This is a genomic window from Pseudomonas sp. JQ36, assembly GCF_053851495.1.
On sequence record NZ_CM132642.1, the window covers coordinates 1105079 to 1119407 of the forward strand.

Sequence of the window (14329 nt, forward strand, 5' to 3'; positions counted from 1 at the left end):
TTGGGTATGAGGTGAAGCTATGTTAAACCGCGAGCTCGAAGTCACCCTCAATCTTGCCTTCAAGGAGGCTCGTTCGAAGCGTCATGAATTCATGACCGTCGAACACCTGCTGCTGGCCCTATTGGATAATGAGGCTGCCGCCACCGTATTGCGTGCCTGCGGCGCAAACCTCGACAAACTCAAGCACGACCTGCAGGAGTTCATCGACTCCACCACGCCATTGATCCCCGTCCACGACGAAGATCGCGAGACCCAGCCAACCCTGGGCTTCCAGCGTGTACTGCAACGTGCTGTCTTTCATGTGCAGAGCTCGGGCAAACGCGAAGTAACCGGCGCCAACGTGCTGGTTGCAATCTTCAGTGAGCAAGAGAGTCAGGCCGTATTCCTGCTGAAACAGCAGAGCGTTGCGCGCATTGATGTCGTCAATTACATCGCCCACGGCATTTCCAAAGTGCCAGGGCACGGCGATCACTCTGAAGGTGAACAAGATATGCAGGACGACGAGGGCGGTGAGTCTTCTTCTTCAGGCAATCCGCTGGATGCTTATGCCAGCAATCTCAACGAACTCGCGCGCCAGGGTCGCATTGATCCGCTGGTCGGCCGCGAATCGGAAGTCGAGCGTGTCGCGCAGATTCTCGCGCGCCGACGCAAAAACAATCCGTTGCTGGTCGGCGAAGCAGGCGTGGGTAAAACCGCGATTGCCGAAGGCCTGGCCAAGCGCATTGTCGACAACCAGGTGCCGGATCTGCTGGCGAACAGCGTCGTCTATTCGCTCGACCTCGGTGCTCTGCTCGCAGGCACCAAGTATCGCGGTGATTTCGAGAAGCGCTTCAAGGCGCTGCTCAATGAACTGAAAAAACGTCCGCAAGCGATCCTGTTCATCGACGAGATCCACACCATCATCGGTGCGGGTGCTGCGTCCGGTGGCGTAATGGATGCCTCGAACCTGCTCAAGCCGCTGCTGTCGTCTGGCGACATTCGCTGCATTGGCTCGACCACGTTCCAGGAATTTCGCGGCATCTTCGAGAAGGATCGTGCGCTGGCGCGACGCTTCCAGAAGGTCGATGTCGTCGAACCGTCGGTGGAAGACACCATCGGTATCCTGCGCGGCCTGAAAGGGCGTTTCGAACAGCACCACAACATCGAATACAGCGATGAGTCGTTGCGCGCCGCTGCTGAACTGGCATCGCGCTACATCAATGACCGGCATATGCCGGACAAGGCCATCGACGTGATTGACGAGGCGGGTGCCTATCAGCGTCTGCAACCGGTCGAGATGCGCGTCAAGCGCATCGAAGTGCCGCAGGTTGAAGACATTGTGGCGAAAATCGCGCGGATTCCGCCGAAGCACGTCACCAGCTCCGACAAGGAACTGCTGCGTAACCTGGAGCGTGACCTGAAGCTGACGGTGTTTGGTCAGGATGCGGCGATCGATTCGCTGTCGACCGCGATCAAGCTGTCCCGTGCCGGCCTCAAGTCGCCTGACAAGCCAGTCGGTTCGTTCCTGTTCGCAGGTCCCACCGGTGTCGGTAAAACCGAGGCTGCGCGGCAACTGGCCAAGGCGTTGGGCATCGAACTGGTGCGTTTCGACATGTCCGAGTACATGGAGCGACACACCGTATCGCGTCTGATCGGTGCGCCTCCGGGTTATGTCGGCTTTGATCAGGGCGGTCTGTTGACCGAAGCGATCACCAAGCAGCCGCACTGCGTATTGCTGCTCGATGAAATCGAGAAAGCGCATCCGGAAGTCTTCAACCTGCTGCTGCAGGTGATGGACCACGGCACGCTCACCGACAACAACGGGCGCAAGGCGGATTTCCGCAACGTGATCGTGATCATGACCACCAACGCTGGCGCCGAAACCGCGGCGCGTGCTTCGATCGGCTTCACTCATCAGGACCACTCGTCTGATGCGATGGAAGTGATCAAGAAGAGCTTCACGCCGGAGTTCCGTAACCGTCTGGACACCATTATCCAGTTTGGTCGCCTCAGTCATGAGGTCATCAAAAGTGTGGTGGACAAGTTCCTTACCGAACTACAGGCGCAGCTGGAAGACAAGCGTGTGTTGCTGGAAGTTACCGATGCGGCGCGCAGTTGGCTGGCGGCCGGCGGTTATGACTCGGCGATGGGTGCACGTCCGATGGCGCGTCTGATCCAGGACAAGATCAAGCGTCCGCTGGCGGAGGAGATTCTGTTTGGCGAGCTGGCCGAGCATGGCGGTGTGGTGCACATCGACATCAAGGATGGTGAGCTGACGTTTGACTTCGAAACCACGGCTGAGATGGCCTGACGGTTGTTGGTCTGTTGTAAAGCGAAAGGCGCCTTCGGGCGCCTTTTTTGTTGTCTGATTTTTTGGGTGTATATCCGTTGCTGCGGTAACGGCGGCTTAGGGTTCCGCCCTTACGGCGGGTCACCTTTTCCAAACGCCGAAAAGGTAACCCAAAAGGCTTTACCCTGACGTTCGGCCCTCGCTTAGGCTCGGGTTCCTTCGCTGCGGGATTCATCCGGGGGCAGCGCCTACGGTTTGCTTCGCTGCACCTCCTCTCGCTGTGTTTGGCTGCGCCAAACGGTCGCTGCGCTCCCACCCCCGGATAAATCCCTCCACTCAGCCTGCCGACGGGCCCTCAGATCAAAAGCGGTACTCGAGCTAACGCTCATTGTGTTGAGTGGGGCGGCTTCGCCGCATGGGGTGCACGCTCTCTGAACTGTAGGAGCCAGCCTGACAGCCGACCAATTTCCAACTGAACACACTCATTCCAACTGTGGGAGCGGGCTTGCTCGCGAAGGCGGCCTGACAGCCAACCAATTTCTAGCTGATTACACCCGATCCCACTGTGGGAGCTGGCATGCCAGCGATGGCGGCCTGACAGCCGACCAATTTCCAACTGAATACACTCATTCCAACTGTGGGAGCGGGCTTGCTCGCGAAGGCGGCCTGCCAGCCAACCAATTTCTAGCTGATTACACCCGATCTCACTGTGAGAGCTGGCTTGCCAGCGATGGCGGCCTGACAGCCAACCAATCTCTAACTGAAAACACCCCCTACCATGTAGGAGCTGCCGAAGGCTGTGATCTTTTGATCTGCTTTGGCTTTGGCTTTGGCTTTGGCTTTGGCTTTGGCTCTTGATCTGGCTTTTGATTTTTTGCCCCTTCGGCAGGCCGAGCGTAGGTGTCCATCCGGGGGTTAGGCGCGCAGCGCCATGCGGCGGAGCCGCATACATCGAGAGGAGGTGCAGCGAAGCAAACCGGAGGCGATGCCCCCTGATGGGCACCGTAGCGAGGGAACACTGAGCCTAAGCGAAGTGCCGTACGCCGGGGCAAAGCCTTTTGGGTTACCTTTTCGGCGTTTGGAAAAGGTGACTCGCTGTAAGAGCGAAACCATAGGAGGCCGTTACCGCAGCAACGGATATACACCTAAAACCCAGGCCCAAACTCAAACTCAAACTCAAACCCAAACCCCAAATCGCAAACAAACAAAAACGCCCGGCAAAGCCGGGCGTCTTGTATTGACTTGATTAACGAGCGCGGTAAGTAATGCGCCCTTTGCTCAAGTCATAGGGCGTCAGCTCGACGCGCACTTTGTCACCGGTAAGAATACGAATGTAGTTCTTGCGCATCTTGCCGGAAATATGCGCGGTTACGACGTGCCCATTTTCCAACTCCACACGAAACATGGTGTTGGGCAGGGTGTCGACGACAGTGCCTTCCATTTCGAAGCTGTCTTCTTTCGACATGCAGTAAAGCCCTCGGTATCCAATGAATGGCCCGGTGCAACTGCGCCAGGCAAAAGCGGCGTGCATTGTGCCCGAAAAAGGGGGTTTAAGCCAAGGGGTTTACGGCTTGCGATCAGTTAAGGATCACCCAGCGCTGATTAATCAGCAATTCGATGGGGCGATATTGGGTCTTGTAGCTCATCTTTTTGCAGTTCTTGATCCAGTAACCGAGATACACCGCTTCCAGCCCCAGGCGCTGGCTTTCGGTGATTTGCCACAGGATTGCGAAACGGCCCAGGCTACGGCGCTCCTCGTCAGGTTCGTAAAAGGTGTAGACCGCCGACAGGCCGTTGGGCAGCAGATCGGTTACCGCGACGGCGAGTAACCGTCCGTCGAGACGAAATTCATAGAAGCGCGAAAAGGGCAGGTCGCGTACCAGAAAGGTCGAAAACTGGTCGCGGCTCGGCGGGTACATGTCGCCGTCGGCGTGTCGCTGTTCGATATAGCGCTGGTAGAGATCGAAATATTCTTCGCTGAAGTGCGGTTTTACCGGGCGAACCTGCAGATCGGCATTGCGTTTGAAAATACGTTTCTGCTGGCGGTTGGGGCTGAACTGCGACACCGGGATACGTGCAGGCACGCACGCATTGCAATTCTGGCAATGGGGCCGATACAGATGATCGCCGCTGCGACGAAACCCCATTTCCGACAGGTCTGCGTAGACATGCACATCCATGGGCTGACTCGGGTCGAGAAACAGCGTCGTCGCCTGCTCCTCGGGCAGATAACTGCAGGAATGAGGCTGAGTGGCATAGAACTTCAAGCGCGCCAACTCGGTCATGATCAACCCTCGGGATAAGCTGGTGAATTAAGTGTAAGCCACGCGCGCAAAAGTCGCTCAGCAAACCCAAGTGGCAAGACTGGGTTGATCCAGATGGCGAGCCAGATAGTCGGCGAATTCCTGGCGGGGGATCGCGCGGGCGCCGAGGCTGTGCAGATGATCGGTCGGCATCTGGCAGTCAATCAGAACGAATCCCGCTTCCTTCAGATGCTGCACCAGCGTGGCAAAGCCGAATTTGGAGGCGTTGTCGGCGCGGCTGAACATCGATTCACCTAAAAACAGCTGCCCCATCGCCAGGCCATACAGGCCGCCGACCAGTTGGCCCTGATCCCAGACCTCGACCGAATGGGCGAAACCGCGTCGATGCAATTCGAGGTAGGCGTCCTGCATGGCTTCGGTGATCCAGGTGCCGTCGGCGTAATCTCTGGGGGCGGCGCAGGCGCGAATGACGGCGTCGAAATCCTGATCGAAGGTCACCTGGTAGCGTTGCTTGCGCAGCAGTTTGCCGAGGCTGCGCGAAACATGCAGTTCGTCGGGAAACAGCACGGTGCGTGGGTCCGGCGACCACCAGAGGATCGGCTGTCCTTCGGAAAACCACGGAAAACAGCCGTGCCGGTAAGCCTGCACCAGACGATCGGCGGACAGATCGCCACCGGCAGCCAGCAATCCATTGGGATCGCGCATGGCCTTATCCAGGGGCGGGAAAGTCAGGGAATTGCGTTGTAACCAAGTCAGCATGGCGTCCAGGCTTGCAGAAGGGGAGGGCGGTGCGGGCGCGAGGCCCGCGCTAAAGTGTGCCGTTAAATGACAGGAATGTCGTCCAGATACTTCTCCGCGTCCAGTGCCGCCATGCAGCCGGCGCCGGCCGAGGTCACGGCCTGGCGGTAGACATGGTCGGCCACATCGCCGGCAGCGAAGATGCCGGGGATCTCGGTGGAGGTGGCGTCACCGTCACTGCCGCCCTTGACCAGCAGATAACCGTCGCGCATTGGCAATTGGCCCTGAAACAGCTCGGTGTTGGGTTTGTGGCCGATGGCGATGAATACGCCGGCCAGTGCCAGTTCGCGGGTCTGTCCGGTGTGGCTGTCACGCAGGCGCGCGCCGGTCACACCGCTGGCATCGCCCAGCACTTCGTCCAGGTTCTGGTTCCAGTGCAGGCGAACGTTGCCATTGGCGGCTTTTTCGAACAGTTTGTCCTGAAGGATTTTCTCCGAGCGCAATTTGTCGCGGCGGTGGATCAAGTGCACCTCTTTGGCGATGTTCGACAGGTACAGCGCCTCCTCGACCGCGGTATTGCCACCGCCGACCACGGCGACCACCTGATTGCGATAGAAGAAGCCGTCACAGGTCGCGCAAGCCGAAACCCCTTTGCCGGCGAAGGCTTCTTCCGAAGGCAGGCCCAGATACTGCGCCGAAGCGCCGGTGGCGATGATCAGGGCGTCGCAAGTGTAAGTGCCACTGTCGCCAATGAGCTCGAACGGGCGTTGCTGCAACTTGGCGGTGTGGATGTGGTCGTAAACGATCTCTGTGGCAAAGCGCTCGGCGTGTTTTTGCATGCGCTCCATCAGCGCCGGGCCGGTCAGGCCTTCGACGTCGCCAGGCCAGTTGTCGACTTCGACGGTGGTGGTGAGCTGACCACCGGCCTGCAGCCCGGTAATCACCACCGGTTTGAGGTTGGCGCGGGCGGCGTACACGGCGGCGCTGTAACCGGCGGGGCCGGAACCGAGAATGATCAGGCGTGAATGCTTCGCTGCGTTCATCAAATACACCTCATAAGCCTTTGTCACAAAAGGCAATGCATGCTCAAATTGAGCCGCAGGATTTGTGCGCTTGGCTATGCTCAGCTATGGGGTTTGAAGCATGGCATCAGCCGCACAAACCCGTACAATGCCGGGCTGTTACAGAATATTTGTAGAGCGCTGTGTTTATGGCTGTGTTTATAAAAGCTGCGGCACAGTGTTAAAAGTAGTCTCAGATGCGCCGGTTCACTTTTTTACCTGCCTGGATTGGGCAGTTTTTTATCGACATTCAATAGATGGACGCGCCCCGGGCGCAGGAAAAGAAGCGTTTTGAAGAAATCCACCGCAGCACCAAAAACAGTCGTTCCGCTCTGGCGCCAGCAATTGCACTACCGGCTCAAGGAAGGTGCATTGATCGCCATCGGAGCCTTGTGCCTGTTCCTGATGATGGCCTTGCTGACCTACGGCAAGGATGATCCGGGCTGGAGCCACAACAGCAAGATTGACGACGTGCAGAATTTCGGCGGCCCCGCCGGTTCTTACAGCGCCGACATCCTGTTCATGGTGCTGGGTTACTTCGCGTACATCTTCCCGCTGCTGCTGGCGGTCAAGGCGTATCAGATCTTCCGTCAACGTCACGAGCCGTGGCAGTGGAGCGGCTGGCTGTTCTCCTGGCGTCTGATCGGTCTGGTGTTCCTGGTGCTGTCCGGCGCTGCGCTGGCGCATATCCATTTTCACGCCGCCACCGGTCTGCCGGCGGGTGCGGGCGGGGCGCTGGGCGAAAGTCTCGGCGATCTGGCGCGCAACGCGCTGAATATTCAGGGCAGCACGCTGTTGTTCATTGCGCTGTTCCTGTTCGGCCTCACGGTGTTCACCGACCTGTCGTGGTTCAAGGTGATGGACGTCACCGGCAAGATCACTCTCGACCTGTTCGAACTGTTCCAGGGCGCCATCAACCGCTGGTGGTCTGCCCGTACCGAGCGCAAGCAACTGGTCGCGCAACTGCGTGAAGTCGATGACCGCGTTCACGATGTGGTCGCCCCGACTGTCACCGACAAGCGTGAACAGGCCAAGGTCAAGGAGCGCCTGATCGAGCGTGAGCAGGCCCTGAGCAAGCACATGTCCGATCGCGAGAAGCAGGTACCGCCGGTCATCGCCCCGGCTCCGGCCAAGGCGCCCGAGCCAAGCAAGCGCGTGCAGAAAGAGAAGCAGGCGCCGTTGTTCGTCGACAGCGCCGTGGAAGGCACCTTGCCGCCGATCTCGATCCTCGATCCTGCGGAAAAGAAACAACTCAATTACTCGCCGGAATCCCTGGCAGCGGTCGGCCACTTGCTGGAGATCAAGCTCAAGGAATTCGGCGTCGAGGTCACCGTGGACTCGATCCATCCGGGCCCGGTGATTACCCGTTACGAAATCCAGCCTGCAGCCGGCGTCAAGGTCAGCCGCATCGCCAACCTGGCGAAAGACCTTGCACGTTCGCTGGCCGTGACCAGCGTGCGGGTGGTCGAGGTGATTCCGGGCAAGACTACGGTCGGTATCGAGATTCCTAACGAAGACCGGCAGATCGTGCGTTTCTCCGAAGTGCTGTCGACCCCCGAGTACGACAACTTCAAATCGCCGGTCACCCTGGCCCTGGGCCACGACATCGGCGGCAAGCCGGTCATCACCGACCTGGCGAAGATGCCGCACCTGCTGGTCGCCGGTACTACCGGTTCCGGTAAGTCGGTGGGCGTGAACGCGATGATCCTGTCGATCCTGTTCAAGTCCGGCCCGGACGACGCCAAGCTGATCATGATCGACCCGAAAATGCTCGAGCTGTCGATCTACGAAGGCATTCCGCACCTGCTGTGCCCGGTAGTGACCGACATGAAAGACGCCGCCAACGCCCTGCGCTGGAGCGTTGCCGAGATGGAACGTCGCTACAAGCTGATGGCGAAGATGGGCGTGCGTAACCTGTCCGGCTTCAATGCCAAGGTCAAGGAAGCCCAGGACGCCGGCGAGCCGTTGAGCGATCCGCTGTACAAGCGCGAAAGCATTCATGACGAAGCGCCGCTGCTGCAGAAGCTGCCGACCATCGTCGTGGTCGTCGACGAATTCGCCGACATGATGATGATCGTCGGCAAGAAGGTTGAAGAACTGATTGCGCGTATCGCGCAGAAGGCACGTGCCGCCGGTATTCACCTGATCCTCGCGACCCAGCGTCCTTCGGTGGACGTGATCACCGGTCTGATCAAGGCCAACATTCCGACCCGTATGGCGTTCCAGGTATCGAGCAAGATCGACTCGCGGACCATCATCGATCAGGGCGGCGCCGAGCAACTGCTCGGTCACGGTGACATGCTCTACATGCCGCCGGGCACCAGCCTGCCGATCCGGGTACACGGCGCGTTCGTTTCCGACGATGAAGTGCACCGCGTGGTCGAGGCCTGGAAACTGCGTGGCGCACCGGAATACAACGATGACATCCTCAACGGTGTCGAAGAGGCGGGCAGCGGTTTTGAAGGCAGCAGCGGTGGCGGCGACGGTGATGATCCGGAGGCCGACGCGCTGTATGACGAAGCCGTACAGTTCGTCCTGGAAAGCCGCCGGGCGTCGATTTCTGCAGTACAGCGCAAGCTGAAGATCGGTTACAACCGCGCTGCGCGCATGATCGAAGCCATGGAAATGGCCGGGGTCGTCACCTCAATGAACACCAACGGTTCGCGTGAAGTTCTGGCCCCGGGCCCGGTTCGCGACTGATTAAAAGCAAAAGGCGGGACAATGATGTGCCGCCGCTCCCCCAACGAGTATTCAAGAGGACTCCCATGCGTCTTATCCGCATGCTGTTGCCAGTACTGGCGCTGACCACGTTCACGGCTCACGCCGATGACAAGGACGTGGCGCGTCTGACCCAATTGCTGGAAACGTCGAAAACCCTGACCGCGAACTTCTCGCAGCTGACCCTCGACGGCAGCGGCACCCAGTTGCAGGAAACCACCGGTGAGATGACCCTGCAGCGTCCGGGCCTGTTCTTCTGGCACACCAATGCCCCGAACGAGCAGACCATGGTCTCCGACGGCAAGAAGGTCACCCTGTGGGACCCGGATCTGGAACAGGCGACCATCAAGAAACTCGACGAGCGTCTGACCCAGACCCCGGCGCTGCTGCTGTCCGGTGATGTGTCGAAGATCAGCCAGAGTTTTGATATCACCGCGAAAGAGGCGGGCGGCGTGATCGACTTCACTCTCAAGCCGAAAACCAAGGACACCTTGTTCGATAATCTGCGCCTGTCGTTCCGCAATGGCCTTGTCAATGACATGCAACTGATCGACAGCGTCGGTCAGCGCACCAACATCCTGTTCACCGGGGTCAAGGCCAACGAAGCGGTACCGGCGTCGAAGTTCAAGTTCGACATCCCGAAGGGTGCTGACGTAATCCAGGAATAACCCGGATCCCGGGTTGGGCTCTTTTGGCTTGGAGCTTTTGTGGCGAGGGAGCTTGCTCCCGCTGGGGCGCGAAGCGGCCCCGCTCTTGAATCAAAAGCGGTGACTGCTACGCAGTCCAGCGGGAGCAAGCTCCCTCGCCACAGGTATTCCAACCGGTTTCAGACAATCAGAGGTTTCAACGCTACGTGATGGATCTGTTTCGCAGTGCACCGATTGCCCAGCCACTGGCCGCGCGTTTGCGTGCGACCAATCTGGATGAGTACGTCGGTCAGGAGCACGTGCTCGCTCGCGGCAAGCCTCTGCGTGAGGCGCTGGAGCAGGGTGCCCTGCATTCGATGATCTTCTGGGGGCCGCCGGGTGTGGGCAAGACCACCCTGGCGCGATTGCTCGCGGAAGTCTCGGATGCGCATTTCGAAACGGTCTCGGCGGTGCTTGCCGGGGTCAAGGAGATCCGTCAGGCCGTTGAAATCGCCAAACAGCAGGCCGGCCAATACGGCAAGCGCACCATTCTGTTCGTCGATGAAGTGCACCGCTTCAACAAATCGCAGCAGGATGCGTTCCTGCCGTACGTCGAAGACGGCACGCTGATTTTCATCGGTGCCACTACCGAAAACCCTTCGTTTGAATTGAACAACGCGCTGTTGTCGCGGGCCCGCGTCTATGTGCTGAAAAGCCTCGACGAGACGGCGCTGCGCAAACTGGTGCACCGCGCGCTCACCGAAGAGCGTGGGCTGGGCAAGCGCAACTTGACCCTCAGCGACGAAGGCTTCCAGATGCTGTTGTCGGCCGCTGACGGCGATGGCCGGCGCCTGCTCAATCTGCTGGAGAATGCCTCGGATCTGGCCGAAGACAATAGCGAAATGGGCACCGAGTTGCTGCAAAGCCTGCTCGGTGACACCCGGCGACGCTTCGACAAGGGCGGCGAAGCGTTCTACGACCAGATCTCCGCGCTGCACAAATCGGTACGCGGTTCCAACCCCGATGGCGCGCTGTACTGGTTTGCGCGGATGATCGACGGCGGCTGCGATCCGTTGTACCTGGCTCGGCGCGTGGTGCGTATGGCCAGCGAAGACATCGGCAATGCCGACCCGCGCGCCCTGAGCTTGTGCCTGGCGGCGTGGGAAGTGCAGGAGCGCCTCGGCAGCCCCGAAGGCGAGCTGGCGGTGGCCCAGGCCATCACCTATCTGGCCTGTGCGCCGAAAAGCAACGCGGTGTACATGGGCTTCAAGACCGCGCTGCGCGCCGCTGCCGAATACGGTTCGCTGGAAGTGCCGCTGCACTTGCGCAATGCACCGACCAAACTGATGAAGCAATTGGGCTATGGCGACGAATACCGCTACGCCCACGACGAACCGGATGCCTATGCCGCCGGCGAAGATTATTTCCCGGAAGAGCTCGAGCCGATTCCGTTCTATCAACCGGTGCCCCGTGGCCTGGAATTGAAGATCGGCGAGAAGCTCAACCACCTTGCCCAACTCGACCGTTTAAGCCCAAGACAGCGGAGAAAATAGTGCTTCCATTGATCGTTGCAGTCTCCGTCGGCGGGATTGCCGGCACCCTGTTGCGCTTCGCCACCGGCAATTGGGTCAACGCCAATTGGCCACGGCACTTCTATACCGCGACGCTGGCCGTTAATATCGTGGGCTGTCTGCTGATTGGCGTGTTGTACGGCCTGTTTTTGATACGCCCGGAGGTGCCGATCGAGGTGCGTGCCGGGTTGATGGTCGGCTTCCTCGGGGGGCTGACGACATTTTCATCCTTTTCACTGGATACGGTGCGCCTGCTGGAAAGCGGGCAAGTGCCGCTGGCCTTGGGCTATGCGGCGATCAGCGTATTCGGCGGGCTGCTCGCGACGTGGGCCGGCCTGTCCCTGACCAAACTTTGATAACGAGAAACCGACATGCTCGATTCCAAACTGTTACGTAGCAACCTTCAGGACGTAGCGGACCGCCTGGCTTCCCGTGGCTTTGCCCTGGACACCGCGCGCATCGAAGCGCTGGAAGAACAGCGCAAGACCGTCCAGACCCGCACCGAAGCACTGCAGGCTGAGCGTAACGCGCGTTCCAAATCCATCGGTCAGGCCAAGCAGCGCGGCGAAGACATCGCGCCGTTGATGGCGGACGTCGAGCGCATGGCGGGCGAGCTGAGTGCCGGTAAAGTCGAGCTGGACGCGATCCAGACCGAACTGGATTCGATCCTGCTGGGTATCCCGAACCTGCCGCACGAATCGGTACCGGTCGGCAAAGACGAAGACGACAACGTTGAAGTGCGCCGCTGGGGCACACCGACGCAGTTCGATTTCGAAGTGAAAGACCACGTTGCCCTCGGCGAGAAGTTCGGCTGGCTGGACTTTGAAACCGCCGCCAAACTGTCCGGCGCCCGTTTCGCCCTGCTGCGCGGCCCGATCGCCCGTCTGCACCGCGCCTTGGCGCAGTTCATGATCAACCTGCACGTCAACGAGCACGGCTACGAAGAGGCTTACACGCCTTATCTGGTTCAGGCCCCGGCGCTGCAAGGCACCGGCCAGTTGCCGAAGTTCGAAGAAGACCTGTTCAAGATCGCTCGCGAAGGCGAAGCCGATCTGTACCTGATCCCGACCGCCGAAGTGTCGCTGACCAACATCGTGGCCGGTGAAATCGTTGATTCGAAACTGCTGCCGATCAAGTTCGTCGCCCACACCCCATGCTTCCGCAGCGAAGCCGGTGCGTCGGGTCGCGACACTCGCGGCATGATCCGTCAGCACCAGTTCGACAAGGTTGAAATGGTGCAGATCGTCGAGCCTTCGACTTCGATGGAAGCGCTGGAAGGCCTGACCGCCAACGCCGAAAAAGTCCTGCAACTGCTGGGTCTGCCTTACCGCACCCTGGCGCTGTGCACCGGTGACATGGGCTTCAGCGCCGTGAAAACCTACGACCTCGAAGTGTGGATTCCGAGCCAGGACAAGTACCGCGAAATTTCGTCGTGCTCCAACTGTGGCGACTTCCAGGCCCGCCGTATGCAGGCGCGTTTCCGCAACCCGGAAACCGGCAAGCCTGAGCTGGTGCACACCCTGAACGGTTCCGGCCTGGCAGTCGGGCGTACGCTGGTGGCGGTGCTGGAAAACTACCAGCAGGCCGACGGTTCGATCCGCGTGCCAGACGTGCTGAAGCCGTACATGGGTGGCCTTGAGGTCATCGGCTAAATGAAATATCTGCCGCTGTTTCACAACCTGCGCGGCAGTCGTGTGTTGGTGGTCGGTGGGGGGGAAATTGCCTTGCGCAAATCCCGCCTGCTGGCCGATGCCGGTGCGCTGCTGCGGGTGGTCGCACCTGAAATCGAAGCGCAATTACGCGAACTGGTCACCGCCAGCGGTGGCGAATGCCTGCTGCGTGGTTACGTGGAAGCGGATCTGGATGGCTGCGGCTTGATCATCGCCGCCACCGACGACGAAACGCTGAATGCGCAAGTCTCCAGCGATGCCCATCGGCGTTGCGTGCCGGTCAACGTGGTCGACGCGCCGCAGCTATGCAGCGTGATCTTCCCGGCGATCGTCGACCGTTCGCCACTGATCGTTGCGATCTCCAGTGGCGGCGATGCGCCGGTGCTGGCCCGTTTGATTCGCGCCAAGATCGAAACCTGGATTCCTTCGACCTACGGCCAACTGGCCGGTCTTGCCGCGCGTTTCCGCAATCAGGTGAAAAACCTGTTTCCGGATGTGCAGCAGCGTCGTGGTTTCTGGGAAGACGTGTTTCAAGGCCCGATTGCCGACCGGCAACTGGCCGGGCAGGGCACTGAGGCCGAACGTCTGTTGCAGGCCAAGATCGATGGCGAAGCGACCGTTACCACCGGCGAGGTGTATCTGGTGGGGGCAGGGCCGGGTGATCCGGATCTGCTGACCTTCCGCGCCTTGCGTCTGATGCAGCAAGCCGACGTGGTGCTGTACGACCGTCTGGTGGCGCCGGCGATTCTCGAGTTGTGCCGTCGCGATGCCGAGCGTGTCTACGTCGGCAAGCGTCGCTCAGACCACGCCGTGCCGCAGGATCAGATCAACCAGCAACTGGTGGATTTGGCCAAGGCCGGCAAACGCGTGGTGCGCTTGAAGGGCGGTGACCCGTTCATCTTCGGTCGCGGTGGTGAAGAAATCGAAGAGCTGGCGGCCCACGGGATTCCGTTCCAGGTGGTGCCGGGGATCACGGCGGCCAGCGGTTGCGCGGCGTATGCCGGGATTCCGCTGACCCATCGCGACTACGCGCAGTCGGTGCGCTTCGTCACCGGTCACCTGAAGGACGGTTCCACCGATCTGCCATGGGCCGACCTCGTCGCCCCGGCGCAGACGCTGGTGTTCTACATGGGCCTGGTGGGCTTGCCGGTGATTTGCGAGCAGTTGATCAAACACGGTCGTAGCGCGGACACCCCGGCGGCGTTGATCCAGCAGGGCACCACGGTCAATCAGCGAGTCTTCACTGGCACGCTGGCCGACCTGCCGCGCCTGGTGGCGGAGCATGAAGTGCATGCGCCGACGCTGGTGATCGTCGGCGAAGTGGTGCAGCTGCGCGAGAAACTGGCGTGGTTCGAGGGTGCTCAGGCGCAGGTCTGAAACCTCGTCGCCCTCATTCGCGAGCAAGCCCGCTC

At 60.0% G+C, this 14329-nt stretch carries 11 protein-coding genes; 7 read left to right on the forward strand and 4 right to left on the reverse strand.

Annotation, left to right across the window (positions count from 1 at the left end; translation table 11 throughout):
• Nucleotides 1-19: 19 nt before the first annotated feature.
• Nucleotides 20-2290 carry an ATP-dependent Clp protease ATP-binding subunit ClpA gene (gene clpA / locus ACS4NR_RS04955; protein WP_007964841.1) on the forward strand — a complete coding sequence of 757 codons (2271 nt, stop codon included), beginning with the start codon at nucleotides 20-22 and terminating at the stop codon, nucleotides 2288-2290.
• 1225 nt (nucleotides 2291-3515) lie between these two features.
• Here the strand turns inward: clpA and infA are convergent.
• The 4 genes from infA to trxB form a co-directional block, all read right to left on the reverse strand.
• Entirely contained in the window at nucleotides 3516-3734 is a 219-nt protein-coding gene (gene infA, locus ACS4NR_RS04960; protein ID WP_002553999.1) for a translation initiation factor IF-1, read from the reverse strand.
• 112 nt (nucleotides 3735-3846) lie between these two features.
• Entirely contained in the window at nucleotides 3847-4554 is a 708-nt protein-coding gene (locus ACS4NR_RS04965) for an arginyltransferase (RefSeq protein ID WP_443532391.1), read from the reverse strand.
• 57 nt (nucleotides 4555-4611) lie between these two features.
• On the reverse strand, nucleotides 4612-5292 hold the full coding sequence (gene aat / locus ACS4NR_RS04970) for a leucyl/phenylalanyl-tRNA--protein transferase (protein ID WP_456019252.1): 681 nt from the start codon (nucleotides 5290-5292) through the stop codon (nucleotides 4612-4614).
• Between the two features lie 62 nt (nucleotides 5293-5354).
• Nucleotides 5355-6314, reverse strand: coding sequence for a thioredoxin-disulfide reductase (gene trxB, locus ACS4NR_RS04975; RefSeq protein ID WP_204894810.1), 960 nt, complete (start codon nucleotides 6312-6314; stop codon nucleotides 5355-5357).
• 309 nt (nucleotides 6315-6623) lie between these two features.
• Here trxB and ACS4NR_RS04980 point away from each other — a divergent pair, with 309 nt between their 5' ends.
• From ACS4NR_RS04980 to cysG, 6 genes are all read left to right on the forward strand, one after another.
• Nucleotides 6624-9032: a DNA translocase FtsK gene (locus tag ACS4NR_RS04980; RefSeq protein WP_115985561.1), complete on the forward strand. Its 2409-nt coding sequence runs from the start codon at nucleotides 6624-6626 to the stop codon at nucleotides 9030-9032.
• A gap of 65 nt (nucleotides 9033-9097) precedes the next feature.
• The gene (gene lolA, locus ACS4NR_RS04985; protein WP_166496756.1) at nucleotides 9098-9718 is read left to right on the forward strand and encodes an outer membrane lipoprotein chaperone LolA; all 621 of its coding nucleotides are present in this window, start codon (nucleotides 9098-9100) and stop codon (nucleotides 9716-9718) included.
• Nucleotides 9719-9906: 188 nt separating this feature from the next.
• The gene (locus ACS4NR_RS04990) at nucleotides 9907-11229 is read left to right on the forward strand and encodes a replication-associated recombination protein A (RefSeq protein ID WP_003223849.1); all 1323 of its coding nucleotides are present in this window, start codon (nucleotides 9907-9909) and stop codon (nucleotides 11227-11229) included.
• Nucleotides 11229-11603, forward strand: a complete 375-nt coding sequence (gene crcB / locus ACS4NR_RS04995) for a fluoride efflux transporter CrcB (protein ID WP_027614675.1) — start codon at nucleotides 11229-11231, stop codon at nucleotides 11601-11603. The genes ACS4NR_RS04990 and crcB overlap by 1 nt, the downstream gene beginning before the upstream one ends.
• A 15-nt stretch (nucleotides 11604-11618) precedes the next feature.
• A complete protein-coding gene (serS, locus tag ACS4NR_RS05000) occupies nucleotides 11619-12899 on the forward strand; it encodes a serine--tRNA ligase (protein ID WP_003223852.1) in 1281 nt (426 codons plus the stop codon).
• A complete protein-coding gene (gene cysG / locus ACS4NR_RS05005; protein ID WP_095138950.1) occupies nucleotides 12900-14294 on the forward strand; it encodes a siroheme synthase CysG in 1395 nt (464 codons plus the stop codon).
• The last annotated feature ends 35 nt before the right edge of the window (nucleotides 14295-14329 follow it).

Excerpts from the sequence above, each read along its gene's own strand:
- clpA (WP_007964841.1), top strand. The coding sequence starts at position 20 with ATGTTAAACCGCGAGCTCGAAGTCACCCTCAATCTTGCCTTCAAGGAG.
- infA (WP_002553999.1), bottom strand. The coding sequence starts at position 3,734 with ATGTCGAAAGAAGACAGCTTCGAAATGGAAGGCACTGTCGTCGACACC.
- ACS4NR_RS04965 (WP_443532391.1), bottom strand. The coding sequence starts at position 4,554 with ATGACCGAGTTGGCGCGCTTGAAGTTCTATGCCACTCAGCCTCATTCC.
- aat (WP_456019252.1), bottom strand. The coding sequence starts at position 5,292 with ATGCTGACTTGGTTACAACGCAATTCCCTGACTTTCCCGCCCCTGGAT.
- trxB (WP_204894810.1), bottom strand. The coding sequence starts at position 6,314 with ATGAACGCAGCGAAGCATTCACGCCTGATCATTCTCGGTTCCGGCCCC.
- lolA (WP_166496756.1), top strand. The coding sequence starts at position 9,098 with ATGCGTCTTATCCGCATGCTGTTGCCAGTACTGGCGCTGACCACGTTC.
- ACS4NR_RS04990 (WP_003223849.1), top strand. The coding sequence starts at position 9,907 with ATGGATCTGTTTCGCAGTGCACCGATTGCCCAGCCACTGGCCGCGCGT.
- serS (WP_003223852.1), top strand. The coding sequence starts at position 11,619 with ATGCTCGATTCCAAACTGTTACGTAGCAACCTTCAGGACGTAGCGGAC.
- cysG (WP_095138950.1), top strand. The coding sequence starts at position 12,900 with ATGAAATATCTGCCGCTGTTTCACAACCTGCGCGGCAGTCGTGTGTTG.